The organism is Polaromonas sp. P2_G11 (assembly GCF_056403595.1).
This window is the reverse complement of the sequence record NZ_JBFUFE010000004.1, coordinates 361,038-387,980: the sequence shown is the minus strand read 5'-3', so window position 1 is coordinate 387,980 and position 26,943 is coordinate 361,038. Positions and strand designations below refer to the sequence as shown.

Here is a 26,943-nt window from a genome sequence, read left to right as displayed (position 1 = left end):
CGCTTCCACCGTGTAATGAATGAAGCAGCAGCATGTTCCTCGAAGCGTCCGAGGACTGATCAGGCATCAGTATCCTGGTGATGAATCTGGCATTGAACAAACTCAGAGCCAGAGATGGAACGCGGATATTGCGTCTTGTCGATTGACCTCCGAAGCCTGATAGAAACACTTTGCTGCGACGTATGGACTTGCGCTGACGCACCGTTAAAGAACACAGATACGAGCCGCGCAATCTCTGTTACTGAAGATGGCTTGCAACGCATCAATAGACTCACCAAGTCCAGTTGGTCATGTGGATCGCTGTATAGATCAAGCACGACAACGGTGTCCGGATCGCCCTTTACGGGGTAGACATGAACGTCCCCACGCCCGGCTCGGTAAGCATCGTCAAAGTAATCGTGGTGGATGGATAAGATCTCAATCTTTACACCCAGGGCATCAAAGACGGCTTGAAGGTCTGGATTGGGCACTGGCTTGTCTTCGACAGTCCAACTGACGAAGTCACCCATAGAGACACAGATTTCAAATTCGGTTGCGGGAACGATCGGACTCATGATGCTCAATGTTTGAGATGCAGGGTGCACAGCCGACTTGCCGGCAGAGTGCCTCGTTTTACCGGAAAGTCATTTTCAGGTCGGCTACCAGAACTTCCACCAGGGACGCACTTTTTTAAGCGTAGGTGCGAAGACAGACGGCTCGCCAGGAATGTCTGCGAGTAATAGCGGAGAGATGGCGGTGAAGAGGCCCGACACAGATTCACCGTCTTCATTGGCAAGCTGCTTTGCGACCTTGTTGAAGGGAAAGACTGACAACTTGTCATTGATCCTGACCATCCAGCCGTGCTCTGGATCTTGCACCCACTGCCCGCCGAAAGTGTGACGGATGCATTCACCGAGGAATGAGCCCAAGGTGCTCGGCAGGTTGCTCTTGACTTCCTCACTCGCAGTTTGGCGTTGACGATCAATGTATGCGTCGAGCCAGCGCACTCCAGCCTCGTTGTACTCGACGATGACGGCCAGCTTTCCCCTGGCAATGTTTCGCACCAATTCGGCGTTGGCAATGATGTGGTGTTCCATGTGTCCTAACTTTGACATGTCCCGCAGAAGTGCGGAATGGCGCGGAGTCTTGCCAGGCAACCTTCTCAGGGGTTCAGATGGAAGTGAATGGCAGCCTCCAGGGCCCGGTGCAGCGGATTCCTTTGATCCGCCTGAGCGGGCTTGGTGGGAGATACGGTGCGCGTGAAGCGACGCCGCCCCTGCGATTCGCTCTCGATGAAGATCACGAACGCGGAGGTGCCAGCTTTGAGTTCGGCTTCGGTGTAGAAGGCGCGCTGGTATTCGTTCTCGCCCGAGAGCGCGGCATAGCTCGCTGCATCGACCAGGGTATGGACGGTTTCACCTTCGCGCTTGACGGTGCCGCTTGTAATGGCGGCGCCAATGGCACCTCCCAGTGCAGCACCCAACGCCGCGCTTTTGAGTTCTGCGCGATAGTTTGAATACACCGCAAAGTGATGCAACCTGGTTGGAGGGACGGGTCCGGCACCATACTTTTCTTGCAGACGATGGGAGAACAGCCGGGGGCCGGTGGGGTCTGTGAGGTCCTGGGCCAACCGGAAATAACCGTAGCGATCACTGGTAATCAGCAGGCTAAAGATTTCGCGAGTGCCTTCATTCTTCGGGCGCAGGTCTTCGACCGGTGTCCGGGCCGATGCGGCGAGGTTCTCGACAGGCAGAGACACCGGGCCTGTGGCGCAGCCCACCAGGGAGAGGGAAGCCAGGAAAGCTAGCAATAGACGCATGGACATGAACTCCGGTAGTTATCGGCTGATGGCGACAGTCGCCGCCCGCGGGATATTTGGTGCGGTGAGACAGGGTCAATGGCGGGAGGTCAGGCCAACCACTGACCATCGGTTCGACCGAGCGGCGGAACGCACTATTTCGCGGGCGACGTTGAAACAACGTCCCTGACAATCACCTCCGAGACGGTTCGAACCTGCTTGGGGGTAACGGCTGAGAAAATGCCCTCCCAGGCGCTCGAGGAGGTATTGAAATTTTTGGCTCCGAACGACTTGTTCGAAGGAAGCTCGATGTACTGGGCGTTAACGTCCATGTACGCGTTTCCAACCAGCACGCCCAACACGTATCGCTTCGCTGTAGACACATACTTGAAGTCGTTGACGGTCAAACGGACAAGGATGGAGGCGTTCGAGGGAATTGCGGCTTCATCCTTGGCAAAGACGAATGGGATCTTCGCGGTTTTTGCGGATTCTGCCAGCGACTCCTTCCATTCTTCCACCAACGACGGCCAATCAGCGTTGCTTCGTACGGCCTGGCTGCCGCTGACGACCGCGACGAGCGCCCCGGAGAGCGCTTGCGCTCGCGGTGTCGTCGCAGACGGCGAAGATGCCGCAGCCGGTGACTGGGTGACCGTCGCAGCGCAACCCACAAGAGAAGCGATGGCGAGGCACAGGATGAAGCGTTGGATAAGTTGTTGCATTTGAATGTGTGAGTTGCAGGGAGCGCCCCTGGGCGTACGCGATCATATGGGATGAATGCGCACGCACCGCAAATGCGGAGACCCTGATGCTGAAGCAGCATGCCGATCAGAAACCAGGCCCGCCGCGGCCTGTAGGATGTGGCGCTTCCACTGTGTAATGAATGAAGCAGCAGCATGAACCCTGAAGCATCCGCACAAAAGATCGTCATCGTCGGCGGTGGCGTGATCGGCAGCGCCATCGCGTACTTTCTGGCGACGCACCCGCGTTTTGACGGCAGCATCACTGTCGTCGAGCGTGACCCCACTTACACGCAAGCCTCTTCTGCGCTGTCGGCCAGCTCGATTCGCCAGCAGTTTTCACAGCCGGTGAACATTGCGGTGTCGCAATTCGGCATTGATTTTTTACGCAACATCAAACAGCACCTGGCCGTCGATGGTGATGTGCCTGATATTGGTTTGACCGAGCGCGGCTATTTGTACCTGGCCTCTGAAGCCGGCGCGGCCACGCTGCAAGAGAACCACGCCACACAACGCGCAGCCGGTGTCGATGTGATGCTGATGACGCCTTCCGAGTTGCAACAGCGCTTTGCGTGGCTGCAGGTGGACGACCTGGCGCTGGCGTCGCTCGGCCTTTCGGGCGAAGGCTGGTTTGACGGTTATGGTTTGCTGATGGCCTTCAAGCAAAAGGCGCGCAGCCTGGGTGTGCAGTATGTGAAGGCCGAGGCCACGGGCTTTGCGCACAGCCGCGGCCGCGTGAGTGCCGTGGCGCTGGAGGGCGGCGCGCAGCTGCCGTGCGACTGGGCCGTCAATGCGGCGGGTGCATGGGCGCGGCCGCTGCTGGCCGGCACGGGCCTTGACCTGCCGGTGTATGGCCGCAAGCGCTGCGTGTACGCATTTGCCAGCCCCGCGAAGACGCCTGACTGCCCGCTGGTGATTGACCCGAGCGGTTTGTGGTTTCGGCCCGAAGGCGACATCTGGATTTGCGGCCTGCCGCCGGCGCAGGGCCAGGACGGCAACGACGCGCCGCTGGAGGTGGACTACGACCTTTTCGACGAAGCCTGGCTGACGCTGGCCAAGCGCGTGCCGGGCTTTGAGGCCGTGCGCATGCAGCGCGCCTGGGCCGGCTATTACGAATACAACACGCACGACCACAATGCGCTGCTGGGACCACACCCGCACCTGCCCAACCTGCTGCTGGCCAATGGCTTCAGCGGCCACGGGTTGCAGCAGTCACCGGCGGTGGGGCGCGGCCTGGCGGAGTGGATTGCCGAAGGCGGCTACACCAGCCTGGACTTGTCGCCGCTGGCGGTGCAGCGGCTGGTAGAGGGGCGCAGCTTGCTGGAGAAGAACGTGATCTAGGTTGGGTTCACGCCTTCTTCCTTTTTTGCTCCTGAATTGATAGCTGCTCGCGCATGACCCCCAATGGCTACAGGTCGATTTTGTATAAATTTGCGCTTACTTTTCGCTGTCCAGGTGGCCCATCTGGTAAGCGTCGTAGCGTGTGCCGGCCACCGCGTCGGCAGGCAGCGCGGCTTCAATGCGCTGCAGGTCTTCGGCGCTGAGTTTGAGCTTCAACGCGCCCAGCGCTTCATCAAGCTGGCCTGGCTTGCGGGAACCGACCAACGCCACCATGTCGACCCCGAGGGCCTTGCCGCGTGCGATGACCCAGGCAATGGCCACTTGCGATGCCGTGGCGCCCATGCCAGCGGCGAGTTGATGCAATACATCGACGAGCTGCTGGTTCTTCACCGCGTTGTCGCCGGTAAAGCGCGGCAGGTGGGCGCGGAAGTCACCAGGCCCCGTGGGTTTGGAGCCCGACAGCAACCCGCGTGACAGCACGCCGTAGGGCGTGACGCCGATGCCCAGTTGCTTGAGCACGGGGAAAATTTCTGCTTCGGGGCCGCGGCTGACCAGCGAATATTCAATCTGCAAATCGCTGATGGGGTGCACCGCGTGCGCCTTGCGGATGGTCTGCGCGCCGACTTCGCTGAGGCCGATGTGGCGCACGTAACCGGCTTTGACCATGTCGGCCATCGCGCCTATGGTCTCTTCGATCGGCACATTCGGGTCGAGCCGCGCGATGCGGTAGATGTCGATGTGGTCGGTGCCCAGGCGCTGCAGCGTGTAGGCCAGGAAGTTCTTCACCGCTGCGGGACGGCCGTCCATGCCGATCCAGCCGGCAGACGGGTCGCGCAGCGCGCCGAACTTCACGGAGATCAGCGCTTCGTCGCGCCGGCCTTTCAGCGCCCGGCCGATCAGCATCTCGTTGTGGCCCATGCCGTAAAAGTCGCCGGTGTCGATCAGGTTGACGCCGGCGTCGAGCGCGGCGTGAATCGTGGCGATGCTTTGCGCCTCGTCGTGGGCGCCGTACATGCCCGACATGCCCATGGCGCCCAGGCCGATGGCGGAGACGGATTGCGGGCCGCGAAAGCCCAGGCGGGTGGGAGAAAGGATATTCGTGTTCATGGGGAGCCTTTTCTTAAAAAGTGGATCAGTGTTGGAATGGGCAGATAAGTGAGCAGGTGAATGAACTGTATTGGTTTGAATTAAAAGAATAAACTGCCATTCAATAAACTAACTGTTAGTGATTTAAAGAACAATAAGGGCGAAATCATGAGCGTTGATCGCTACAGGGCGATGGAAGTCTTCACACGCGTGGTGGACCTGGGCAGCTTTACCGCGGCAGCCACCGCGCTGCACATGCCCAAGGCCCGGGTGACGACGGTGGTGCAGGAACTTGAAGCGCACCTGGGAGTGCGCCTGCTGAACCGCACCACGCGCACCTTGAGCCTGACAGACGACGGCGCGCTGTACCACCAGCGCGCGCAGGCCATGGTGCAGGACATGGGCGAGCTGGAAGGCACACTGCGCCGGGCCGTGGCCACGCCGGCCGGGCGGTTGCGGGTGGATGTGCCGGCGGCGGTGGGCCGCCACGTGATCTCACCGGCGTTGCCGGAATTTTTCAAACGCTACCCCGACATGGTGCTGGAACTGGGCAGCACCGACAGGCCGGTAGACCTGGTGGCCGAAGGCGTGGACTGCGTGATTCGCGGCGGCTTGGTGCACGACGAAACGCTGGTAGCGCGGCCGCTGGGCCGGCTGACGGTAGTGACCTGCGCTGCGCCTTCTTACCTGGCGCAGTACGGCACACCGCAGACCCTGGAAGACCTGGAGCAGCACCGCTTTGTGAACTTTCATTCTGCCAAGACGGGGCGGGTGTTTCCGTTCGAGTTTTCCAGGGACGGTGACGTGCGGCAAATTCACCGCCCGCACTGGGTGAGCTGCAACGACGCCGACAGCCACATGGGTGCGGTGCTGGCCGGGCTGGGTTTGTCGCAGCCGCCGCTGACACGCCGCACCTGCGCGCTGCTGGCCAGCGGCGAACTGGTACGCGTGCTGCCCGACTGGCAGCCCGAAGCGCTGCCGATGATGGTGCTGTACCCGCGCAACCGCCACCTGACGGCCAAGGTACGCGCCTTTGCTGACTGGGTGGCCGAAGTGTTCAAGGCGGAATTTGCGGCGGGGACGAAACTGTATTCGTGACTTCGCCAGCCGTCTCGGCCAGCAGTTGCCCTATGGCCGAACCGACGGCCAGATCGTCCAGGTGCCCGAAGTGGCTCAACCGCAAGCGACCCTGCCTGTCGATCAGCACCAGGCTGGGTGTGCCGCGCAACTGATAAGCCGCCATGGTTTGCGGGATGGGGCCGTCCGTTGCAGGCAAGTCCGCGCCGATGGGAAAACGCAGACGCTGCTCATGCACAAATACCTGCAGCGCCTCATGGTTCATCACGCGGTGATGCTCGAACACGGTGTGGATGCCGATGACGGCAACCGATGCTTCGGGAAATGCCTGGCGTATCGCTATGGCCTGCGGCAGGCCGTGGCTCACGCAGACCGGGCACAACATCTGGAAGGCGTGCATGACGATGACCTTGCCGCGCAGGGATTCGAGGGTGATGGGCAACGGTGTGTTGAGCCAGTGCGCGATGTGCCAGGCGGGTGCGGGAGAATAATTTTTGGTTTGCATGAAAGCTTTCAAAAATACTTTCAGCGCGGCCTGCATGCAGCAGACCGCGCACGTCGGGTCAAAGACCCGGGTGGTAAAGCGTCAGGCAGCGGCTCGGCTCAGCCTGACGGGCGCGAAATCAACCGGCACCGCAAACGCCACATTGACGTAGTTGGTGAAAAGGTTGAGCGCCACATGCGCGAGGATTTCCACGATCTGCTCATCGGTGAAGCCGGCCTGGCGAACGGCCTGCACATCGGCCCCGGACACGTTGCCGCGTTCATTCACCAGCTTGAGTGCAAACGCGAGCACCGCAGCGGTGGCCGGGTCGGCGGATTCACCGCGCTGCGCAGCGGCCATGCTTTCAGCACTGACGCCGGCCTTGCGGCCCAGGGCCGTGTGCGCGGCCAGGCAGTATTCGCAGGCGTTGCGGTCGGCCACTGCCACAGCGATCTGCTCGCCCAGTTTGGCGTTGATGACACCGCCCCCCAGCGCGCCGAACGAGCCCCACATGCTTTTGAGCGCGGCGGGTGAATTGGCGACGGCCTTGAACATATTGGGCGTGGCACCGAAGGCTTGGGTGACCTGATCGAGCAGGGCTTTGCGATCGGCGGAGGTGGCGTTACGGTCGATCAATGGAATGCGTGACATGTGAAGTCCTTTGGAGGTTGAAGAGTCGCGGTTGAGGGATGACGTTTCGCGCGGCGGGGCGTGTAGGTGCGCTCGCTGCACAGGAAGAAGTTTCACGCGACAATCAGGACTTATTGGATGAATTCGTCTATCAAATCATCCTTATCATCCAAAACAAGCCTCAACCCAGTCCCACACCATGACCACGCCCCCCGAAGGAATTGACCGGCTTTCCGCCCTGATGGAACGCTTTCGCGTGCGGGCCCACATGTTTCACAACGGGCCGCTGTGCGGCGTGACGCGCTTCACGCCAGAGGCCGGGCTGGGCTTTTTGCACGTGATGCGTCGCGGGACCATGGTGGTGACGCACCGCGCGGCAACGGGTGCGCCCAGGCGGGTGAAGGTGAGCGAGCCCAGCCTGGTGTTTTACCCGCGTCCGCTCGCGCACGACTTTCACAATGCACCGGTGGAGGGCGCTGATTTCACCTGCGCAACGCTGGCATTCGCCGGCGGCGCCAGCCACCCGCTGGCGCGTGCGCTGCCGGCCCTGGTGGTATTGCCGCTGGCGCGCGTACCGGGGCTGGAGCACACGCTGGCCCTGCTGTTTGCCGAGACCGCGCAGGTGCGCTGCGGCCAGCGGCTGCTGGCCGACCGATTATTTGAGGTGTTGCTGCTGCAACTGCTGCGCTGGCTGCTGGACCATCCGGAAGAAGGCAGCCCTCCCGAGGGCCTGCTGGCCGGGCTGGCCGAACCGCGCCTGGCGCGCGCGCTGGTGGCGGTGCATGAAAACCCGGGCCATGCATGGAGCCTTGAAGGCCTGGCGCAATCGGCCGGCATGTCGCGCAGTGCGTTTGCACCGTTGTTCAAACAAAAAGTGGGGCAAACGCCCGCGAACTATCTGGCGACGTGGCGGCTGGCCATTGCGCAGGCCGAGCTGCGCAATGGCCAATCACTCAAGGCCATTGCCGCGCAGCTGGGATATGCCAATGCGTCGGCGCTGTCGCGGCTTTTTGTGCAGAAGACCGGTGTCTCGCCGCGTGAATGGGCCAAGACGGCGGTGTAGCGCGAGGGTGGGTTCGGCATGCAGACGCTACCAAAAAGATAGATACAAGGCAGTGCACTGATTGAGCTGCAGGCCAATTTCACTTAAAACTCACGCGACACTGAAGCCAGCAGCACAAAGCCGCCCGCCAGCGCAATGTTCTTGAAGAAATGCAGCAGCTGGTTGCGCAGCGCTTGCGGTGTGGCGGCCCAGAAGCCGTGCGCGATGAACGCATCCACCACGAGAAAAGTCGCGGCGGCCAGCGCGAACCAGCGCACCTGCCAGCCGAATGCCAGCGCCAGGCCGGCGGCGACTTCGACTGCGCCTATGGCGGCGGCTGTGTAGTTGCGCAGCCGTACGGATTCGATGAAGTGCGAAGCGCCCGGGCCGATAAAGGCCAGGGCCATGAGGATGCGGGCGAGAGCGAGGACGACAGCGGGTTGCATGGTGAAGCTCCTGAAAATCAATGGTGAAGAGGCACCACAGGGCCCGGGCTCAAGCCGGACCGTGTGATGAAGGCCATCAAGCCGTGCGGCGCACCGTGGGCTTGAGCATGTCGGCGATGCCGATGCGGTGGGCGAACTCTTCGCGCACGCGTTCGGCCACCACGGTGACTTCACCGGCGCCGTCGTCGATGAAGTCGGTCACCGAGCGGAAAGGCCGCGTGCCGGCGGGCAGGCCGACGATGCGGGTGATGTCGTCGGCCACGGCTTGCGGGTCGGCGTGGTCGGGGCTCAGCGCCGAGAGGCGTTCGCCGACCTTGTCCATGACACCGTCGTAGCGCGCGTAAGCAGCCGTGACCGCTTCGTCGGCCGGCTTGCCAGCGCTGGGGAAGTGCGCCGTGCCTTTGGTGAAGGCGCCGGGCACCACGATGGAGGTCTCGATGCCGAAGCGGGCGAGCTCGTACGACATGGTCACGGCCATCGAATCCATCGCAGCCTTGGCGGCGGCGTAAGGGCCGAGGAAAGGCGGGAAGCCGCCGCGCACCGTGCTGCTGCTGACCCACAGCACCAAGCCAGCTTCGGCCTTGCGCATCACCGGCAACACAGCGCGGTTCACGCGCTGGCTGCCCAGGAAGTTGGTGTCCAGCACCTTGACGATTTCTTCGGGCGTGTAGGCCTCGGCGGGCCCGACCACCAGGTGGCCGGCGTTGTGCACGATGACGTCCAGGCGACCTTGCTCGGCCATGATGTGCGCCACGGCGGCGTCTGCGGAAGCTTGCGACAGCACGTCGAGCTCAACAGCACGCAGATCGAAGCCGTTGGCAAAACTCCAATCGCGCAGCTCACGCACCTTGGGTGCGTTGCGGCCCTGGATGTCGCGCATGCTGGCGTAGACGGTGTGGCCGGCCTGGGCCAGTGAGCGGACGGTGAGGTGGCCGATGCCGGTGGATGCACCGGTGACCAGGATGACGGATTTCATGATGTGTGTCTTTCTGGAAAGGGTTTGAAAAGAGTGCTTGATGGCTTGTAGAAGTACGTGCGCTTAGACGACGCCACCATTCGCACGCAACGTCTGGCCGTTGACCCAGGCCGCGTTGTCGCTCACGAGGAAAGCAACCGCACTGGCGATGTCCTCCGGCGTGCCCAGGCGTTCGAGCGGCGCCATCTTGGACATGCGCTCAATCGTCTCGGGCGTTTTGCCGTTGAGGAAAAGCGCAGTGGCCGTAGGGCCGGGAGCAATCGCGTTGATGCGGATGTTTTTGCCGCGCAGCTCTTTGGCCATGATGTTGGTGAAGGTTTCCACCGCGCTCTTGGTGGCGCCGTAGATCGCGTAGCCGGGCAGGGCCAGACCGATCACGCTGGTCGAGAAGTTGACGATGCGCCCGCCGGGCTGCAGGCGCGCGGCGGCTTCGCGCAGGGTGTTGAATGTGCCCTTGACGTTGACGGCGAAGAGGCGGTCAAAGGTGTCGTCGTCGGTGTCGGCCAGCGCCGGCAGGCTGGGCGGCATGATGCCGGCGTTGTTGATGAGCACATCGACGCGGCCAAAGGCCTGGATGCTGTCATCGAACAGCTGCGTGACGGCGGCGGAACTGGCGACGTCGGCCTGCACGGCAACGGCCTGGCCGCCGCTGGCCATGATGGACTGCACAACGGCCTGGGCTTCTTCAGCCTGGCCGGCATAGTTGATGACGACGGCGTAGCCCTCTTGTGCCAAGCGCCGAGCGACGGCCGCGCCTATGCCGCGCGAGGCGCCGGTGACGATGGCCACCTGGGTGGCGTTGTTGCTGGAAGCGGTCATTTGAAACTCCTGATGGTTAAAAGTGGGTTGGTTCTGACCGCCCGGGGTGCTGCGTGTGTTGTGCGCCTTTGGTGAGCCAGTGAAGGTATTGTTCTATTCAATCCACACACGATAAATACCGTAAACTTGCCATCATTGTTCAATAAATACCAACAATAGAAGCACGCGTTATGGACCGTTTTCATTCGATGCAGCTGTTCACCCGCATCGTCGAGCTGGGCAGTTTTACGAAGGCGGCCGACGACCTGCTGCTGCCGCGCGCCACGGTGACGCATGCGGTGCAGCAGCTTGAAAAACGCCTGGGCGCGCGGCTGTTGCAGCGCACGACGCGGCATGTCAGCCCCACGCAGGACGGCGCGGCGTATTACGAGCGCTGCCTGCGCCTGTTGACCGACCTGGAGGAAGCCGAGTCGGCCTTTGTCAACACGGGCAGCAAGCCGCGCGGCAAGCTGCGGGTGGATTTGCACGGCACGCTGGCCAAGCATTTTTTGCTGCCGGTGATTGGTGATTTTTTTGAGCGCTACCCGGACATCGAGCTGGAGATCGGCATGGGCGACCGGCTGGTGGACCTGGTGCGCGAGGGAGTGGACTGCGTGCTGCGCGTGGGCGAGCTGGCCGAGTCCAGCATGGTGGGGCGGCGCGTGGCCTTGCTCGAACAGGTGACCTGCGCGAGCCGCGAGTACCTGGCAAAACACGGCACGCCCGAAACACTGGAGGCCCTGCGCGGGCACCGCGCGGTGAATTTTTTATCCAGCCGCACCGGCAAGGCGCTGCCCTTTGACTTCATCGTGGACGGCGCGCCGCGTCAGGTGCAGCTCAAGGGCCCGGTCGCGGTGACGGACGCCGACGCCTACAAAGCCTGCTGCGCCGCGCACTTGGGTTTTATCCAGGTGCCGCGCTACCACCTGGCCGCGCAACTCGAGGCGGGCACACTGGTTGAAGTGCTGGCCGCTTTCCGGCCCGCGCCCATGCCGGTGTCGGTGCTGTACCCGCACCACCGGCAACTGTCGCCGCGCGTGCGCGTGTTCGTGGATTGGGTTGCCGACGTCATGAGCCGGGCCGGATAGGAGCGGCTCAACTAGCGCGGCAACGCATAAGCCCGCACATAGTCCCCCGCACGCGTCCCCAGTGACCCATGGCCGCCGGCCACTACTAGCAGGTATTGCCGGCCATCTGCGCCGGTGTAGGTCATGGGCGTGGCCTGGCCGCCGGCGGGCAGGCGGCTCTTCCAGATTTCCTTGCCGGTGTTCACGTCGTAGGCACGCACGTAATAGTCGAGCGTGCCGGACAGGAAGGCCACGCCGCCCGCCGTGGTCAGCGGCCCACCCAGATTGGGCACACCCATGCGGAAAGGCAGGGGCACGGGGGCCAGGTCACGCACGGTGCCGTTTTTATGCTGCCAGGCAATGGCGCCCGTCGTCAGGTCGGCGCCGGCCACGTAGCCCCAGGGCGGCGCCTGGCACGGAATGCCCAGCGGCGACACAAACGCGCTGAGCTTGACAGCAAAGGGCGCACCGAAGTTTTCATTGAGCGAGGGCAGGCTGCCTTCGGGCCGCTCCTTGCCCTGCACCATGAGGCTGGTGTCGTCCGTGCGCGGCACGAGTTTGGAGACAAAGGCCAGGTAGGTCGGTGTGGCGAAGACCATCTGCCGCTCCGGGTCCACCGCCACGCCGCCCCAGTTGAACACGCCGAAGTTGCCGGGATAGATCAGCGAGCCCTGCGTGGAAGGCGGCGTGAAGCGGCCCTCATAACGCAGCCGGTGAAAAGCAATGCGGCAATAGAGCTGGTCGAACAGGGTGGCGCCCCACATGTCGCGTTCCGTCAGCGGCGGCGGGTTGAATGAGAGTGCCGAATTCGGTTGCGTGGGCGCGGTGCGGTCACCCTGTGCAGCGCCCTGCGGTGCCGGTGTTTCCACCACGGGCAAAAGCGGTGTGCCGGTGCGGCGGTCCAGCACAAAGATCTCACCCTGCTTGGTGGGCTGGACCAGCGCGGGCACCCGGTTGCCGCCCACGGTGAGGTCCACCAGGCTGGGCTGGGCCGGCACGTCGTAGTCCCACAGGTCGTGGTGCACGGTCTGGAAGTTCCAGCGCACCTTGCCGGTGGCCAGGTCCAGCGCGACGACGGACGACGAATAGGTTTCGACGGCAGGACTGCGCTGGCCCCCCCACTGGTCGGGCGGCTGGTTGCCCAGCGGCACATAGACCATGCCCAGCGCTTCGTCGACGCTGGAAATGGACCAGCTGTTGGGCGAATTGGCGGTGTAGGTTTGCCCTGTCGCAAGCGGGGCGGTGGCGTCGGGCTTGCCCGAGTCCCAGTTCCAGACCAGCGCACCGGTGTTGATGTCATAGGCACGGATCACGCCGGACTGCTCTTTGGTGGACACGTTGTCGAGCACCGTGCCGCCCACGATGATGAGCCTGGATGTGACCACCACCGGTGAGGTGGAGTAATAGGCGCCAGGCTTGACGTTGGGCATGCCGGCCCAAAGATCGATCTGCCCCTTGCCGCCGCCGAAAGAGGGGCAGACCTTTCCGGTGTCGGGGTTGAGGGCGATCACGCGGCCGTCTGCCGTGGGCATGAACAGTTTGGCCGGGCAGTCGATGGACGCTGCGGCAGCTGCCGCAGTCGCAGGGGCAGGCGGCTGGTAAGACAGGCCGCGGCAAGTCAGGTGCTGCAGTGCGAGCTTGCCCTGGATCTCGGGATTGAAGCGCCAGGCTTCCGCGCCAGTGGTGGCGTCCAGCGCAATGACGGACTGGTGCGGTGTGCACAGGAAAAGCCGGTTGCCCACTTTCAGCGGGGTCACCTCGAAGGTGGTTTCTGCCGGGTCACCCGGCTGGCCGCGCATGTCACCGGTGCGGTACTGCCACGCCAGCCCCAGGTTTTCCACGTTGTCAGGGGTGATCTGGCTGAGCGGCGAATAGCGCTGCCCCTGGCCGGTGCGCCCGTAGGCATGCCATTCGCCGGCAGGTACGGCATCAGCCGGGCGCGCGGCCGATGCGCCGGTGGGCGGCAGCGGCAGCATGCCCGTCACACGATTCGCATCATGCAGCCAGGTCGCCACCGATGCCACAAGAAAAAGCGCCAGCGCGGCGCCCAGCGCCCACTGGCCGGCGCGCACACCGGATTGGCCCGGCGCTTCGGACTGCATGGCACGGGCAAGCATGGGGGTGAGCAGGAAGAGGCCAATGAGAAACGGCACTCCACCGCGCGCAGCCAGCGGCCACCAGTCGAGCCCACCTTCCCACAACGCCCATGCCAGTGTGCCCACCAGCAAGAGTGCATAGGTCCACAATGCTATCGGTCCGTACTGGATCAACAGCATGCCCGTCAATATAAATGCGAGGCCGGCCACCAGGTAATACCAGGAACCTCCCAGCACCACCAGCCAGATGCCCGGCAAGGCCAGCACCCCTCCCATCAGCACGAGCACCAGGCCGGTGAAAAAGGCGGAGCGAAGGCGCGGGATAGCTGACACTTTTTATTCTTCCTGATGCATCCGTACAGGCCCCCAATCTATTCCCACATCGGCCTGCCGCGCGTCAGCCGTGGGCTAACGCAGCTGTAGGCGACGCCAAGAAAACGGCTGCACGCAAACGGATGGATAAGAAAGATACAGAAAGAGATGTCTGCGCGGCGCTGATGCCGCGACACCCGCGCGTCAGCCGGCCGCGCGGGCGCGGCGCGTTTTCCGCGCGGCGGCATGGGGCCGCAGTTCATGCGGCTCCAGGTAAAACTGCGTGTTGCCAACCAGCCGTTCCACCGCCAGGTCGATAAAGGCCCGCGCACGGGCAGGCTGCGCGTTACGGCTACCGTAGTAGACATAGAGGCCGAGATGCCCGGTGACATGCTGCGTCAGCAGCGGCACCAGCCGGCCGGCGCGCACAAGCGGCGCAGCGGTGGCGCCGATCAGCTGGCCGATGGCCTGGCCGGCCACGACAGCGCGGGCTTCAAGGTCCACGTCATTGGTGAGGAAGGACGCGGCGACGGTACGGGCCACCACTTCTTCACCCACCTTGAATTCCCAAGGCATGGTCTTGCCGGTGCCCGTGTGGTGAAAGCCCGTGCAGCGGTGCCCGGCCAGGTCTTCGATGGTCTGGGGCGCGCCATGCTGCGCGATGTAGGCGGGTGACGCGCACACCACCAGTTGCAGCGGCAGGATGCGGCGCGAGATGATGCCGCCCGCGGGCGGCGCGCCGGCGCGAAAGCCGACATCGACACGGTCTTCCACCCAGTTGCCGATGCGGTCGTCCATCTGGATATCGGGATCCACCTGCGGGTAGCGGCGGCAGTATTCCTCCAGCACAGGCCACAACACCTCGAGCATGATGGAACGCGGCGCGACGATGCGCAGCGGCCCGGCGATTTCTTCGCGGGTGCGGCGGGCGCCCTGCAACGCCCGCTGCAGCGTCGAAAGGCCGGGCTGCGCGGCCTGCAGGAACTGCTCGCCTTCTTCGGTGAGGCTCAGGCTGCGCGTGGTGCGGTGAAAAAGGCGCACGCCCAGGTGCCGTTCAAGCTGGACCAGCGCCTGGCTGGCGGCCTGAGGTGTGATGGCCTGGGCGGCAGCGGCCTGGCGCAGGCTGCCGAGTTCGGCGGCCCTGACGAAGGTGGAAACGGCGCGCAATTCATTGAAGGCCATGGCGGCTCCTGGCGGTTTTACGGGGAGCAAGCCCCTAATTGTCACGATTAGCTTGATTATGAACTCACCGATTGTGGGCTATTCAACACTTAATCAAAAACCTACATTGCCCTCCTCAGCAACATTTTTTAGGGGCAAGACCATGAATGCAAAGATTGACTTCAAACGTATCTGGATGATCACCGGCGCGGCGCGCGGCATTGGCGCGCGCATTGCCGAAGCGGCGCTGGCGCACGGTGACGCGGTGGTGGCCACTTCGCGCGACGCCGCCTCAGTGCAAAAAAGATTTCCCGCCAGCGCTGCGCTGCTGGCATTGCCGCTGGATGTGACCGACGAAGCACAGGCGGCGGCCGCCGTGCAAGCCGCGTTGGCACGTTTTGGCCGCATCGACGTGCTGGTCAACAACGCGGGCTATGGCCTGCTGGGCGCGGTGGAAGAAGCCACCGGCGACGAGGTGCGGCGCCTGTACGAAACCAATGTGTTCGGCCTGCTGAACGTGACACGCGCTGTGCTGCCGGCCATGCGTGCGCGCCGCAGCGGCCACGTCATCAACATCTCGTCGCTGGGTGGTTACCAGTCGGGCCCGGGCTTTGGCGTGTACTGCTCAACCAAGTTTGCGGTGGAAGGCCTGACCGAAGCGCTGCATGGCGAACTGGCACCGCTGGGCATTCACGTCACCACCGTGGAGCCCGGTTACTTCCGCACCGACTTCCTGGACAACGCCTCACTTGCGGTGTCGCCGCGCATTCTGGACGACTACGCCCAAAGCGCAGGCAGGGTGCGCGAAGCTGCTAAAGAGATCAACCACAACCAGGCGGGCAACCCGCTGCGCCTGGCGCAGGCGATGCTGAAGCTGGTGGAGGCCGACACCCCACCGCTGCGCCTGCCGATGGGCACCGACACGCTGAAAGTGATTGCAGACAAGCATGCGTTTGTGGAGGCCGAGGTGAAGGCCTGGAAGGCGCTGTCGGCTTCGACGGATTTTCCGAAAGAAGCGCTGATGGCCTGAGTTTTTCAATGTCCTGTTGACTTGGCCCCTGGGTCCGCCTTCATGATGCTGAAAGTTCAAAAGCAATGCTGAAGCAACCCAGAGGTCTCTCATGAATTCTCCCCGCGCACACCCAGGCGCCTCCGAAGCGGCCAGGCGGCTTGGCGTATCGATCAAAGCCTTGCGGCTGTATGAACAGCGCGGCCTGGTAACACCGGAGCGCGCCGCCACCGGCTACCGGATTTATGGTCCCGACGCGATGGCGCGTGCCGCCGAGGTGGTGACGCTGCGCAAGTTGGGCCTGAGCCTGGCTCAGGTGGCAGAGGCTTTTGTGGGTGACCCGCAAAGCCTGGAGCCTGCGCTTGCCTTGCACGAGGTGGCGCTCGAATCGCAAGTGAGCGAACTCGTAGACACGATAGGCAAGGTCCGCACGTTGCGTGCGGACCTTCTTCGCGGCAGGGCGCCGGGCCAGGGGGAGCTGGCGCGTGTGCTTCATCCTTATGCCAAATTCAGCGTGGGTTTTGAGTTGCCCTGGCCCTGGGGCGGCGAGTGGTTTGAGCTTGCCGGCATACGCCCACTGAACTACATCATCGGGCCGCTTGGCAGCGGCAAGACTCGTTTGGCGATGCTGCTGGCTGAGCGGCTGCCGAATGCGGTCTTTCTGGGTTTGGACCGGCTGGACAACACGGACAAGGATGCTGCATTGAAGCAGCGTGTTGACAGGACACTGGCGTGGCTGGTGGATGAAGGAGCTGTAGCCTCGGAAGCACTGACCGCGCTGCTGGCGGGACTGGAAGCCGAAGGGCCCGCCGTCTTTGTGGTCGACATGGTGGAGCAAGGGCTGGACCAGGCCACGCAGGAAGCGCTCATCATCTACCTGCGCCAACGCGCCGGGCTTGGCGCACGCCCGCTTTTCCTGATGACACGTTCGTCGTCGATTCTGGATCTGGCGGCGATGGGCGCGGAGGAAGCCGTCATCCTTTGCCCGGCCAACCACAGCCCGCCGGTTCGCGTCGCGCCCTATCCCGGCGCGCCGGGCTACGAGGCGGTGATGACCTGCCTGGCGACACCGGAGGTCAGGGCACGCACGGCGGGCATGGTGGCCACGATTCCCAAAAAGGCTTGACGGTTCAGCGTCGTTTTCACGCGGCGCAGCGCACCAGTTTCTTCGCTGGCCACATTCGCACCACCAGTGCTGCCGCACCCGATACCGCGGCCATCACGCACACGCCCTGCCAGCCGGCGTGCGCCAGCACCACGCTACCCAGCCACGCACCGCCGGCCATGCCGCTGAACATGCCGATGAACAGCACCGCATTGAGCCGGCTGCGCGCGGCGGGTTCAATGCCGTAGACGATGGTCTGGTGAGCAATCAGCGTGGCCTGCGCGCCCAGGTCAAACACCACTGCACCCAGCGCAATGAGCCACAGCTGGTTGGGGCCACAGGCCATGGCGATGAAAGCGGCGGCGACCAGCACAGCGCCCAGCCGGGTGACGACTTCAGGGCCTTTGCTGTCGGCGATGCGGCCGGCCAGCGGTGCTGCGAGCGCACCGGCGGCACCGGCCACACCGAAGGCGCCAGCGGCGCCGCTGCCCAGGTTGAAGGGCTCGGCGTGCAGCATGATGGCCAGCGTGGACCAGAAGGCGCTGAAGCCGATGCTGATCAGGCCCTGTGCGGTGGCCGCGCGGCGCAGCGCGCCGTGGCGCTTCCACAGCGTGGCAAGCGAGCCTAGCAGCGCCAGGTAGGGCAGCTGCGTGGTCGGCTCAAAGCGCGGCAGCCGCCGCCACACCGCCACGCCCAGCAGCGCAATGCTGAGGGCCGCGCCCACAAACATGCTGCGCCAGCCGAACTGCTCAGCCACGACGCCGGCCACCACGCGCGACAGCAGGATGCCCAGCAACAGGCCGGTCATCACCGTGCCCACGGTTTTGCCGCGACGGGCTTCGGGTGCGAGTGTGGCGGCGGCCGGCACGATGTCTTGCGCCAGCGTGGCCGCAAGACCGATCGCGAGGCTGGCCAGTGCGAGCACCGCCACGGACGGCGCGGCGGCGGCGAGCAGCAACGCCAGCACCAGAGCGGCGGCCTTGCCGAGGATGATGCGCCGGCGGTCATAGCGATCGCCCAGCGGCGCGAGGAGTCCTATGCCCAGCGCATAACCGAGCGTGGTCAGCGTGGGCACCAGGCCGATGGCGGCGGGCGTGGACTGGAACTCAGCAAGCAGCAAGGCCAGCATGGGCTGGCTGTAATAGAGCGAGGCTGCGGCCAGGCCGGCACCGGTGGCGAGCAGGAGAATCAATGGGAACGGCAAGCCGGGCCCGGTCTGGTCATGCGTATTAGCTGTAGAAGTCATGAGGAAAATCCCGATTTGAGGCAGGATGCGAGTATGCGGGTGAGGTTTTGCGCTGTGAAGGCTGCTATTGGGCACAATGGTCATACGCAAAACGCATAAGCAACCTGGGGTACCTCATGAAAACCGCACCGGACCGGATCGAACTCATGCAGACCTTTGTGCGCATCGTGGAGGCGGGCAGCCTGTCCGCCGCCGCAGCGCAGATGAACGCCACGCAACCCACAGTCAGCCGGCGCCTTCAGGCGCTGGAACGTTCGCTGGGCCTGAAGCTGCTGCAGCGCTCCACCCACGCGATGAAACTGACGGAGGGTGGCGAGCGCTGCTTTGCCCGTGCCAAGGAGCTGCTGGGCAACTGGGGGGCTTTTGAGGCCGACCTGCGCGGCACACAGGAAGTGCCGGAGGGCACGCTGCGTGTGGTGGTACCGCATGCGCTGGGCCAGCAGCAGCTGGTGGGGCCGGTGGTCGACTATTTGCGGCGCCACGAACGCGTCACGGTGGAGTGGCTGCTGCATGACGGCACGCCCGACTTCATCACGCAGGGCATCGACTGCGCGGTGCATGTGGGCACGGTGGAAGACCCCTCCCTGGTGGCTGTGAAGATCGCTGAAGTCCGGCGCATCGTGGTGGCAGCGCCCTCATTGCTGCAAAACAAACCGCCGCCGCTGCATCCCACCGGTCTGCAGGCCCTGCCCTGGCTGGCCCTGCAAACGTTCTACCGCAACGAGGTGGTGCTGATCCGCCGCCACGCCGACCAGCGCCGCGAAGAGCACCGCTTTGCAATACAGCCGCGCCTGGGCACGGACAGCCTGTTTGCCCTGCGCAACGCCACGCTGCTGGGCCTGGGCGCAAGCATCGCTTCGACCTGGCTGGTGGCGGGCGACGTGGCCGAAGGCCGGCTGCTGCACCTGGCGCCGCAGTGGTGTGCTGAGCCCCTGCCGGTCTACCTGATCTACCCCTATTCGAATTTTTATCCGGCCAAGCTGCGCCGCTTTATCGAAGCACTGCGCGAGGGATTGCCCAAGGGCATGGGCCTGCCGGCCCGCGAGGACGGGGCCGGCGCAGCCTGATCGCAGCGCCTGGGAGAGGTCAGGCGCCGGCCGTGTTGCCGGCCTGCTCTTGCAGCCATGAGGCAAACGCTTCAACGGCGCGATTACTGTGGGCGGCAGCTGATCGTTGGCAAAGGTAATAGCCGCGCGCGATCAGGACCCGGGTGTCGAAGGGCAGGACCAGCTTGCCGCTTTCGAGTTCGCTCTCGATGAGGCACGGCTGGATGACGATGGCTCCCATGCCGGCGCATGCCGCGACGATGAGGTTGTTGCCCAGATCGAACCCCGGGCCCAATGCTGGCTTGGGCTGCTTTAAACCTGCACCCTCCATCCACACGGCCCAGTTGTCGGGGTAGTTGATATGATGAAGAAGGGTATGCGCCGCGAGATCCCGCGGATGCTGAATGCTTCGCGCAAGTGCGGGTGTGCATGCGGGCGTGATCTCGTTGCCCAGCAGATAGCATCCACGGATACCGCGTGGCCACCTCCTTCCGGGACGCCTGAGCGCGATCCACAGGTCCACGTCGTCGCGCTTGAAGTCCTCGTCGAAATGAAATTGGCGCAGCTCCACCTCAACATTGGGATTCAAGGACTTGAATTGCGCGAGCCTGGGGACCAGCCAGCGCGTTCCGAGGGTTGGTATGACGCTCACCCGCACTTTGTGTTGCGATGACTCTCCGCCGAACTGGGTGACCGCCGCCTCCAGCCCGGCGACATGGGTTTCGACCAGCTTCTGGAATTCGCGCCCGCGGACTGTGGGCACAACGCCCGCCTGCTGACGGTCGAACAGGCTGCAGCCGAGCCGTTGTTCCAGGCGCAGGATGGCCTGGCTGACGGCGCCCTGCGTGACAGAGAGAACTTCCGCCGCGCGGCGAAAACTCCCCAATTGGCAGACCCCAAGAAACGCGTGCAGTTCGGCCAGCGACGGCGACTTGAATTTCATGGCCCTATTAGATCATCTAATCAGCAGCTTTGAAATTGTCGTTTGTCGCGCAGCACTCGCGGCGCCACACTACCCGCCATGAGCCAAACCATGTCCCGCGCCGAACCCGTCAAAGTCGTCCGACCCGTCGTTGATCCCATCGCACTGGTGTGCGACTCCCCCCACAGCGGCACCTACTATCCGCAGGACTTCGATTTTTCCATTGAATTGCAGCAACTGCGGCAATGCGAAGACACGCTGATCGAGCAACTTTGGGACGCGGCGCCGCTGGTCGGCGCGACGCTGGTGCACGCGACGTTTCCGCGCAGCTATATCGACCCCAACCGCAGCGAGGACGACATCGACCTTGCGATGCTGGACGGAGAGTGGGCTGAGCCAGTGGCCCCTTCTCAACCCTGCCTGCGGCTGGGTAACGGCCTGGTGTTCAGCAAGACTCCGACACTACAGCCGATCTACAGCCGCCGGCTTCATGCCAGCGAAATCAAACACCGGATTGAAAGCTGCTGGCGGCCGTATCGCCATGCGCTGGAGGACGCGCTGGCCCAGTCAAGCACCCCGCAGGGTGAACGGTGGCACCTCAACCTCCATTCCATGCCGAGCAACGCGTATGTGCGCCTGGGGTTGCCGGACAAGCCGCTGGCCGACATCGTGCTGGGCAACCTGCATGGCGCCAGCTGCAGCGCGGCTTTCGCTGACTTCGTCGGGGACGAGTTCAAGCGGCAAGGCTACACCGTCGCACTGAACGACCCCTATGCGGGGCAAGACCTGGTGCGCACTCTTGGCCGGCCCGCACACGGACAGCACAGCCTGCAGATCGAAATCAACAGGTCGCTCTACCTCAACGAAACAACACGCGAGCCGAAGCGGCAGTTTCCTGAACTCAAGAAGCGCATTCACCTGGTGCTGCAGGCCATCGCGGGGTACATCAGGGAAGAAACCACTCACCCGAAACGCCACGTCAACATCAAGGACACAGCATGATCACCATCCCAAGCCGTCGCAAATTCCTGGGCATAGCGGCCGGCGCGGCGAGCGCGGTGGCGTGCCCGGCATTCAGCCAGCCGCAGGCTTACCCGAGCCGTCCCATTACCCTCATCGTGCCGTTCCCGCCGGGCGGGGCGGTGGACATCTCAGCACGCGCCATGGCCGACAAACTGGGCAGGCTGCTGGGCCAGCCGGTCGTGATCGACAACAAGGCCGGCGCAGGTGGCGCCATTGGCACCGGCATTGTTGCAAAGGCCGCGCCCGATGGCTATACGCTGGTCGTCACTTCGCAGTCGACCCATGTGGTCAATCCGGCGGTGTCACCCAACCTGCCTTATGACGCAGTGAACGATTTCGCCTACATCACGCTGATCGACAGGCTGCCGAACGTGCTGGTCGCCAGCGCCAAGCTCCCGGTCAAGACCTTTGCCGAATTTGTACGCTACGCCAAGGCCAACCCCGGCAAATTGAACTACGCATCGTCGGGCAACGGCTCGGTGGCACACCTGAGCATGGAGCTGCTCAAGTCGAAGCTGGGCCTGTTCATCACGCACATTCCCTACCGGGGCGCCGGACCGGCACTGACGGATCTGCTCTCGGGGCAGGTTCAGCTGACGTGGAACAACCTGCCCTCCAACCTGGCCATGCTGCAGAGCGGAAGCCTGCGCGCACTGGCCGTCGCCTCGCCGCTGCGCGCACCGCAGTTGCCTGATGTTCCCACCTTCGACGAACTCAAGCTGCCCGACCTGAACCTCACGTCGTGGACGGGGTTGGCAGCGCCGGCAAAAACGCCGGAGGCCATCATCCAGAAACTCTACGACGCGGTACGCACCATTCTTCGCGACAAGGACACGCTGGAAGCCTGGCGCAAACGCGGTGCGATGCTGCCCGAGAACGTGCGCCCCGCCGAATACCGGCAGGAAGTCATTCAACGCATCCGGTTCTTCAAGGATGTCGCTCAGGCCAACAAGATTGTTCTGGAATAGCCGCGCATGAACCTTCACCACCCCACCACGCTGCCGCAGCCAGACGGTTGACGCGCACATACACGCACCTGTGAGTTGCTGCCCCGTGGAAGACGAAATCTTCTCGGGCCTGGGCGAACTTTGCCCGCGAATATCCATACGGCGGTGATTGGGCTCCCGCTATCTATAGAAAACTTTGAGGAGTGAGGAATGAATTACAAGATGATCTGCCTGGCAGCGGTTGCTGCCGGTGCAATAGCACCCGTTGCCGCGTTGGCGCAAAGCACGGTAACGATCTACGGGAAGATGGATACGAGCTTCGAGAACTCGAAGACCGGCTCGGTCTCGCAGACGCTCATCACGGGCAACGCGTCCCGGTTCGGCTTCAAGGGAACCGAGGACCTGGGCGGAGGGCTCAAGGCCTTCTTCGGGATCGAGGCTGCGATCTCTTCCGACACCGGGGCGACGACCTCGCCGATGTACCGCAATTCGTTCGTGGGAATTGGCGGCGACTTCGGGGTGGTCAACATCGGGCGCATTGACTCGGCCGCACCCAGCCGCACGCCGATCTACGCGATCCTGGGCCGCAATGTCGAGTACGTCATCCACGATGCCGGCGCCACCGCGATTGGCTCCTCCATCTTCAATGCACGCACCCGGGTGTCCAATGCCATCGGCTACGCCAGCCCGGTGATCAGCAACTTCGTTTTCCGCGCCGGCCATTACTTCAATGGTGAAGGCCTGCCGGAAACCGCGGCCGGCCCGATCCGCTTTGAAAGCGACTACAAGCAGACCGATGTCTCGCTGAGCTACGGCGAAGGCGGCGGCCCGCTGGGCCTGGGCGTCGGCTACGGAAGGGACAGCAAACGCGGCGGCGCCCTGCTCAATGATTTCAGGAACAAGTGGATGCTGGTGGGCTCCTACGACTTCGGCGAGATCCGGGCCTGGGCGGTTTACAACCGTGACAACTTTGAGGGCAATGCGCTGTCGCGCAGCAAGGTGGCGGCGCAGATGATCGGCGCTTCGTGGGACATCACGCCCAGCAGCAAGGTCATGGCCAACTACATCCGCAAGGATGTCCAGAGCGATCCTGCGGCCAAGCTCAAGCGCTTCCAGGCGGGCTACTCCTACAAGATGAGCAATCGCACTTCGCTGTACGGCTTCTATGACCGCTCGGACCCGAACAACCGTGTCGCCAATGACGTGATCCGTGTTTACGGGGTTGGCATTCAGCATAACTTCTGAGCGCACAAAGGCACGCGATCAGTATCTCGTCCGCAAAGCCCGCCTCCGGCGGGCTTTTGTCATCAATGCACCGGCCAAGCCTTAGGCAAATTCAATCAATGGGTGTCAACTCCCCTTAGTCCCCGCACAGGCCCTTTTCAACCATGTCCAGCAGGCGCTCGCCGATCTGCTGCATCTGCGGGCCGATGAGGGGGCCCAGCGGGCCGTCAATCACCAGCATGGCCAGGCCGTGTACCGCCGACCAGGCGAGGAACTCAGCCCCGGGGCGGCGCTCGGGCGGCAACACGCCGGCGCCCACAAGTTTGTCGAGCGCGGCACCCAACAACTCGAAGGGGTCCAGGCCGCTTTCCCCTTTGCGCTCGGTGTCCGCCGGCGCGCCCTGGGCTCTTTCTTTCAGATCATCCGAGGGGCCAAAGGCCGTACGGAACAACCCGCTCTCTGCCTGCGCAAACCGCAAATAGCCGGCGCCAACCGCGCGCACGTTGGCGCGGGCGAATTCGGCTGGCGGCAAACCCTGGGGCAGCGCAGCCAGTTCGGCCTCCATCGCGCGGGCCACGGCCGCCAGCGCGGCTGAACGAACCGCATACAGCAAAGCCTGGCGGTTTTCAAAATGGCGGTAGGCCGCATTAGGCGCAACGCCCGCGCGGCGCGTGGCTTCGCGCAACACCACAGCCTCGGGCCCGCCGGCGCGGGCCAGTTCCACCCCGGCCTCCAGCAAGGCACGCCGCAGGTCGCCGTGGCGGTAAGTGCTGCGGGGCGGCGGGACTGGCTGGGAGGGAGGCGCGGTCGACATGGCTTGTTACTTATTTATGTGGACAGTGTTCATTATCTTTGCTATTCTTTTGTGGACGGTGTACACAATACTGCTGATTTGGCCACCGCACAAGGCCCGCAAGCCTTTAACGATTCTTTAAACGCTCTTCTTTCAAGGAACCAGACCATGCAGAAAATCACCCCCTTCCTGTGGTTCAACGACCAGGCCGAGGAAGCCATGAATTTTTATGTTTCGATCTTCAAGAACTCGAAGATCACCATGCTCAGGCGCTACGGCAAGGAAGGTCCGGGCCCGGAGGGTTCCGTCATGACCGGCAGTTTCCAGCTCGAAGGCCAGGAATTCATGGCACTCAACGGCGGCCCGCACTTCAGCTTCACACCGGCGATTTCGCTGTTCGTGGACTGCAAGACGCAGGAAGAGGTGGACGAGCTCTGGGACAAGCTCTCGGCCGGGGGCGCGCCCAACCAGTGCGGCTGGGTCCAGGACAAATTCGGCCTGTCGTGGCAGATCATCCCCACCGCGCTCGGCGACATGCTGGGCGACAAGAACCCGGCCAAGGCCGGCGCCGCCATGAGCGCCATGCTGAAGATGCGCAAGATCAATATCAAGGAACTCCAGGAAGCCTATGACAGGGCCTGAAGAAGCACCTACTCATTCAATCATTCAAGGAGAAACCCGTGACGACCAAGATGTTTGTGAACCTGCCCGTGAAAGACCTGGGCAAATCAGTGAAGTTTTTCACCGCGCTGGGCTTCAAATTCAACCCGCAATTCACCGATGAAAACGCCACCTGCATGATCGTGAGCGAGGAAAGCTTCGTCATGCTGCTGGTCGAGAAATTTTTCAAGACCTTCACGCCCAAGCCGGTGAGCGACGCACGCAAAAGCACCGAGGTGCTGATCTGCCTCTCATGCAACAGCCGCCAGGAAGTTGACGAGATGGTCAGCAAGGCCGTGGCCGCCGGCGCGACCACGCCCAACAAGGCGCAAGACCACGGCTTCATGTACCAGCACGGCTTCGAAGACCTGGATGGTCATCTCTGGGAACTCGCCTAGATGAACGTTGAAGCCCACGCTGCGCAAATGAGTGCCTGAAAAATCCCCCAGCCTTATCAACCCACGAAGGAGTCAATCATGCTGATCCAGTCTTACCTCTTTTTTAACGGCCGCTGCGAAGAGGCCATCGAGTTTTACCGCAAGGCGCTTGGCGCCGAAGTGAAGATGATGATGCGCTTCAAGGAGAACCCGGAACCCATGACCGAAGGCTGCGGGCCGGACGGCGGTGCCATCCCGGGTGAGAACATCATGCACGCCAGCTTCAGGATCGGCGAAACGGAAGTGATGGCCTCTGACGGCATGGGCAACGGCAAGCCGGAATTCAAGGGCTTCTCGCTCTCGTTGACTGCGGCCAGCGACGCCGAAGCGCAGCGCCTGTTCAAGGCATTGAGCGACGGCGGCAAGGTAGGGATGCCCATCATGAAGACCTTTTACGCTTCGTCTTTCGGCATGGTGGAAGATCGCTTCGGCGTGTCGTGGATGGTCATCAAGCCGCTGCCTATGCCTTGAGAGGGAAAAGCCCATGCAATTCCTGCTGATCATTTGCCACGACGCGGCCTTCGCGCCCACGCCGGCGCTGGTGGCCGACATAGGCGCCTGGGTAAAGGACATGGGGAGCCGCGGCATCCTCAAGCACGGCAACCCGCTGCGACCCCCCGACGACGCCATGACGGTTCGGGTGCGCGGCGGCAAGCGCGCGGTAACCAACGGCCCTTTCACCGATAGCGCAGAAAAAATGGCGGCCTACGGGCTGATTGAATGCGCCGGCATGCAGGAGGCGATCGACACTGCAGCCGGCCATCCCATGGCCAGGGCCGCAACCATAGAGGTCAGGCCGGTGTGGTCCGACCTCCCCCGCATGGCGGCCTGAAAATTAACGATGAAGTGAGTCAGCATGAAGCTTTATTACTCGGACACGCTGAACCCGCGAAAAACCTGCGCCGTCGCCAGGCACTTGAAGCTGCCGGTGGAGTTCATTTACGTCGCGCTCGAAAAAGGCGAACACCGTACGCCACAGTTCCGCGCAATGAACCCCAATGCCAAGGTGCCGGTACTGGTGGACGGCACCACGACCTTGTGGGAGTCGAATGCCATCATGTGCCACCTGGCGGAGAAAGCCGGTTCTGACCTGTGGCCACGCGACCAACGCCAGACCGAGGCGATGCGCTGGCTGATGTGGGATGCCACCGAGTTCGCGCCAGCCGCCGGGACTTTTTATTTCGAACACATCATCAAGCCGCGCTTCCTGCAGCGCGAGGCCGACCCGGCCGAGATTGCGAGGGTGACACCCGACTTCGAGCGCTACGCCAGCGTGCTCGAAGCGCACCTGAAGGGGCGCGAATACCTCGTCGGTGACGCACTGACGGTAGCCGACTTTGCGGTGGCCATCACCTTGCCATACGCTGAAAAGGCACGCTTGCCGCTGGACAATTTCCCGGAAATCCGGCGCTGGCACGACCGGCTTAATCAGCTGCCGGCGTGGCGTGAGCCCTTTCCGGAATTGCGGGCCGGTTAAACGCCTTGTCCCCGCCGCTGAAAA

Annotated in this window: 30 protein-coding genes; 15 read left to right on the top strand and 15 right to left on the bottom strand. The window is 63.2% G+C overall.

The genetic code is table 11. From position 1 onward, the window contains the following. Positions 1-59 precede the first annotated feature (59 nt). The 4 genes from AC1DWQ_RS15955 to AC1DWQ_RS15940 form a co-directional block, all read right to left on the bottom strand. Positions 60-554 carry a hypothetical protein gene (locus AC1DWQ_RS15955; protein WP_477670521.1) on the bottom strand — a complete coding sequence of 165 codons (495 nt, stop codon included), beginning with the start codon at positions 552-554 and terminating at the stop codon, positions 60-62. 84 nt (positions 555-638) lie between these two features. Then, positions 639-1,076: a hypothetical protein gene (locus AC1DWQ_RS15950; protein ID WP_477670520.1), complete on the bottom strand. Its 438-nt coding sequence runs from the start codon at positions 1,074-1,076 to the stop codon at positions 639-641. A gap of 65 nt (positions 1,077-1,141) precedes the next feature. Beyond that, positions 1,142-1,804: a hypothetical protein gene (locus AC1DWQ_RS15945; RefSeq protein WP_477670519.1), complete on the bottom strand. Its 663-nt coding sequence runs from the start codon at positions 1,802-1,804 to the stop codon at positions 1,142-1,144. A 128-nt stretch (positions 1,805-1,932) separates the two neighbouring features. After that, on the bottom strand, positions 1,933-2,496 hold the full coding sequence (locus tag AC1DWQ_RS15940) for a DUF4410 domain-containing protein (protein ID WP_477670518.1): 564 nt from the start codon (positions 2,494-2,496) through the stop codon (positions 1,933-1,935). A gap of 174 nt (positions 2,497-2,670) precedes the next feature. Between AC1DWQ_RS15940 and AC1DWQ_RS15935 the strand changes: the two genes are divergently transcribed. Then, positions 2,671-3,855 (top strand): NAD(P)/FAD-dependent oxidoreductase, encoded by a 1,185-nt coding sequence (locus tag AC1DWQ_RS15935; protein ID WP_477670517.1) that lies wholly within the window; start codon positions 2,671-2,673, stop codon positions 3,853-3,855. A gap of 96 nt (positions 3,856-3,951) precedes the next feature. Here the strand turns inward: AC1DWQ_RS15935 and AC1DWQ_RS15930 are convergent, their stop codons facing one another. Then, positions 3,952-4,962: an aldo/keto reductase gene (locus AC1DWQ_RS15930; RefSeq protein ID WP_477670516.1), complete on the bottom strand. Its 1,011-nt coding sequence runs from the start codon at positions 4,960-4,962 to the stop codon at positions 3,952-3,954. Between the two features lie 147 nt (positions 4,963-5,109). Between AC1DWQ_RS15930 and AC1DWQ_RS15925 the strand changes: the two genes are divergently transcribed. Continuing rightward, on the top strand, positions 5,110-6,039 hold the full coding sequence (locus AC1DWQ_RS15925) for a LysR family transcriptional regulator (protein WP_477670515.1): 930 nt from the start codon (positions 5,110-5,112) through the stop codon (positions 6,037-6,039). On the opposite strand, the gene AC1DWQ_RS15920 is transcribed toward AC1DWQ_RS15925, so the two are convergent. Together AC1DWQ_RS15920 and AC1DWQ_RS15915 are read right to left on the bottom strand one after the other, a co-directional pair. Then, complete coding sequence (locus AC1DWQ_RS15920) at positions 5,999-6,523, bottom strand: peroxiredoxin family protein (RefSeq protein ID WP_477670514.1); 525 nt, start codon at positions 6,521-6,523, stop codon at positions 5,999-6,001. The two genes, AC1DWQ_RS15925 and AC1DWQ_RS15920, sit on opposite strands and share 41 nt — an antisense overlap. An 81-nt stretch (positions 6,524-6,604) precedes the next feature. Continuing rightward, positions 6,605-7,153, bottom strand: a complete 549-nt coding sequence (locus AC1DWQ_RS15915; RefSeq protein WP_477670513.1) for a carboxymuconolactone decarboxylase family protein — start codon at positions 7,151-7,153, stop codon at positions 6,605-6,607. A gap of 178 nt (positions 7,154-7,331) precedes the next feature. Between AC1DWQ_RS15915 and AC1DWQ_RS15910 the strand changes: the two genes are divergently transcribed. Further along, positions 7,332-8,195, top strand: a complete 864-nt coding sequence (locus AC1DWQ_RS15910) for an AraC family transcriptional regulator (RefSeq protein WP_477670512.1) — start codon at positions 7,332-7,334, stop codon at positions 8,193-8,195. 83 nt (positions 8,196-8,278) lie between these two features. Here the strand turns inward: AC1DWQ_RS15910 and AC1DWQ_RS15905 are convergent, their stop codons facing one another. The 3 genes from AC1DWQ_RS15905 to AC1DWQ_RS15895 all read right to left on the bottom strand — a co-directional run bounded on the left by AC1DWQ_RS15905 (position 8,279) and on the right by AC1DWQ_RS15895 (position 10,415). Continuing rightward, positions 8,279-8,620, bottom strand: a complete 342-nt coding sequence (locus AC1DWQ_RS15905; protein WP_477670511.1) for a DoxX family membrane protein — start codon at positions 8,618-8,620, stop codon at positions 8,279-8,281. Positions 8,621-8,696: 76 nt separating this feature from the next. Continuing rightward, on the bottom strand, positions 8,697-9,596 hold the full coding sequence (locus AC1DWQ_RS15900) for an SDR family oxidoreductase (protein ID WP_477670510.1): 900 nt from the start codon (positions 9,594-9,596) through the stop codon (positions 8,697-8,699). A 63-nt stretch (positions 9,597-9,659) separates the two neighbouring features. Further along, positions 9,660-10,415 carry a glucose 1-dehydrogenase gene (locus tag AC1DWQ_RS15895; protein ID WP_477670509.1) on the bottom strand — a complete coding sequence of 252 codons (756 nt, stop codon included), beginning with the start codon at positions 10,413-10,415 and terminating at the stop codon, positions 9,660-9,662. 170 nt (positions 10,416-10,585) lie between these two features. Here AC1DWQ_RS15895 and AC1DWQ_RS15890 point away from each other — a divergent pair, with 170 nt between their 5' ends. Next, a complete protein-coding gene (locus AC1DWQ_RS15890; protein ID WP_477670508.1) occupies positions 10,586-11,482 on the top strand; it encodes a LysR family transcriptional regulator in 897 nt (298 codons plus the stop codon). 11 nt (positions 11,483-11,493) lie between these two features. Here AC1DWQ_RS15890 and AC1DWQ_RS15885 read toward each other — a convergent pair whose 3' ends face one another. Together AC1DWQ_RS15885 and AC1DWQ_RS15880 are read right to left on the bottom strand one after the other, a co-directional pair. Next, complete coding sequence (locus AC1DWQ_RS15885; RefSeq protein WP_477670507.1) at positions 11,494-13,890, bottom strand: glucose/quinate/shikimate family membrane-bound PQQ-dependent dehydrogenase; 2,397 nt, start codon at positions 13,888-13,890, stop codon at positions 11,494-11,496. A gap of 183 nt (positions 13,891-14,073) precedes the next feature. Then, a complete protein-coding gene (locus AC1DWQ_RS15880; protein ID WP_477670506.1) occupies positions 14,074-15,051 on the bottom strand; it encodes a LysR family transcriptional regulator in 978 nt (325 codons plus the stop codon). Positions 15,052-15,193: 142 nt separating this feature from the next. Here AC1DWQ_RS15880 and AC1DWQ_RS15875 point away from each other — a divergent pair, with 142 nt between their 5' ends. After that, positions 15,194-16,060: an oxidoreductase gene (locus AC1DWQ_RS15875; RefSeq protein ID WP_477670505.1), complete on the top strand. Its 867-nt coding sequence runs from the start codon at positions 15,194-15,196 to the stop codon at positions 16,058-16,060. Positions 16,061-16,151: 91 nt separating this feature from the next. Next, complete coding sequence (locus AC1DWQ_RS15870) at positions 16,152-17,165, top strand: MerR family transcriptional regulator (RefSeq protein ID WP_477670504.1); 1,014 nt, start codon at positions 16,152-16,154, stop codon at positions 17,163-17,165. Between the two features lie 16 nt (positions 17,166-17,181). Here AC1DWQ_RS15870 and AC1DWQ_RS15865 read toward each other — a convergent pair whose 3' ends face one another. Beyond that, on the bottom strand, positions 17,182-18,390 hold the full coding sequence (locus AC1DWQ_RS15865) for an MFS transporter (protein ID WP_477670503.1): 1,209 nt from the start codon (positions 18,388-18,390) through the stop codon (positions 17,182-17,184). Positions 18,391-18,506: 116 nt separating this feature from the next. Between AC1DWQ_RS15865 and AC1DWQ_RS15860 the strand changes: the two genes are divergently transcribed. Then, entirely contained in the window at positions 18,507-19,457 is a 951-nt protein-coding gene (locus tag AC1DWQ_RS15860) for a LysR family transcriptional regulator (protein WP_477670502.1), read from the top strand. A 19-nt stretch (positions 19,458-19,476) separates the two neighbouring features. Here the strand turns inward: AC1DWQ_RS15860 and AC1DWQ_RS15855 are convergent, their stop codons facing one another. Further along, positions 19,477-20,379: a LysR substrate-binding domain-containing protein gene (locus tag AC1DWQ_RS15855; protein ID WP_477670501.1), complete on the bottom strand. Its 903-nt coding sequence runs from the start codon at positions 20,377-20,379 to the stop codon at positions 19,477-19,479. A 90-nt stretch (positions 20,380-20,469) separates the two neighbouring features. Here AC1DWQ_RS15855 and AC1DWQ_RS15850 point away from each other — a divergent pair, with 90 nt between their 5' ends. The 3 genes from AC1DWQ_RS15850 (at position 20,470) to AC1DWQ_RS15840 (ending at position 23,573) form a co-directional block, all read left to right on the top strand. Continuing rightward, positions 20,470-21,360, top strand: a complete 891-nt coding sequence (locus AC1DWQ_RS15850; protein WP_477670500.1) for an N-formylglutamate amidohydrolase — start codon at positions 20,470-20,472, stop codon at positions 21,358-21,360. After that, a complete protein-coding gene (locus AC1DWQ_RS15845; protein WP_477670499.1) occupies positions 21,357-22,349 on the top strand; it encodes a Bug family tripartite tricarboxylate transporter substrate binding protein in 993 nt (330 codons plus the stop codon). Before AC1DWQ_RS15850 ends, AC1DWQ_RS15845 begins: the two co-directional genes overlap by 4 nt. A 189-nt stretch (positions 22,350-22,538) precedes the next feature. Then, a complete protein-coding gene (locus tag AC1DWQ_RS15840; RefSeq protein WP_477670498.1) occupies positions 22,539-23,573 on the top strand; it encodes a porin in 1,035 nt (344 codons plus the stop codon). A gap of 115 nt (positions 23,574-23,688) precedes the next feature. Here AC1DWQ_RS15840 and AC1DWQ_RS15835 read toward each other — a convergent pair whose 3' ends face one another. After that, positions 23,689-24,366 (bottom strand): TetR/AcrR family transcriptional regulator, encoded by a 678-nt coding sequence (locus AC1DWQ_RS15835; RefSeq protein ID WP_477670497.1) that lies wholly within the window; start codon positions 24,364-24,366, stop codon positions 23,689-23,691. A 147-nt stretch (positions 24,367-24,513) separates the two neighbouring features. Between AC1DWQ_RS15835 and AC1DWQ_RS15830 the strand changes: the two genes are divergently transcribed. From AC1DWQ_RS15830 to AC1DWQ_RS15810, 5 genes are all read left to right on the top strand, one after another. Continuing rightward, positions 24,514-24,987 (top strand): VOC family protein, encoded by a 474-nt coding sequence (locus tag AC1DWQ_RS15830; RefSeq protein WP_477670496.1) that lies wholly within the window; start codon positions 24,514-24,516, stop codon positions 24,985-24,987. A gap of 50 nt (positions 24,988-25,037) precedes the next feature. Continuing rightward, positions 25,038-25,403, top strand: a complete 366-nt coding sequence (locus tag AC1DWQ_RS15825) for a VOC family protein (protein WP_477670745.1) — start codon at positions 25,038-25,040, stop codon at positions 25,401-25,403. Positions 25,404-25,481: 78 nt separating this feature from the next. Beyond that, entirely contained in the window at positions 25,482-25,913 is a 432-nt protein-coding gene (locus AC1DWQ_RS15820; RefSeq protein WP_477670495.1) for a VOC family protein, read from the top strand. A 13-nt stretch (positions 25,914-25,926) separates the two neighbouring features. Next, the gene (locus tag AC1DWQ_RS15815) at positions 25,927-26,274 is read left to right on the top strand and encodes a YciI family protein (protein ID WP_477670494.1); all 348 of its coding nucleotides are present in this window, start codon (positions 25,927-25,929) and stop codon (positions 26,272-26,274) included. Between the two features lie 24 nt (positions 26,275-26,298). After that, entirely contained in the window at positions 26,299-26,919 is a 621-nt protein-coding gene (locus tag AC1DWQ_RS15810) for a glutathione S-transferase family protein (RefSeq protein ID WP_477670493.1), read from the top strand. Positions 26,920-26,943: the final 24 nt, after the last annotated feature.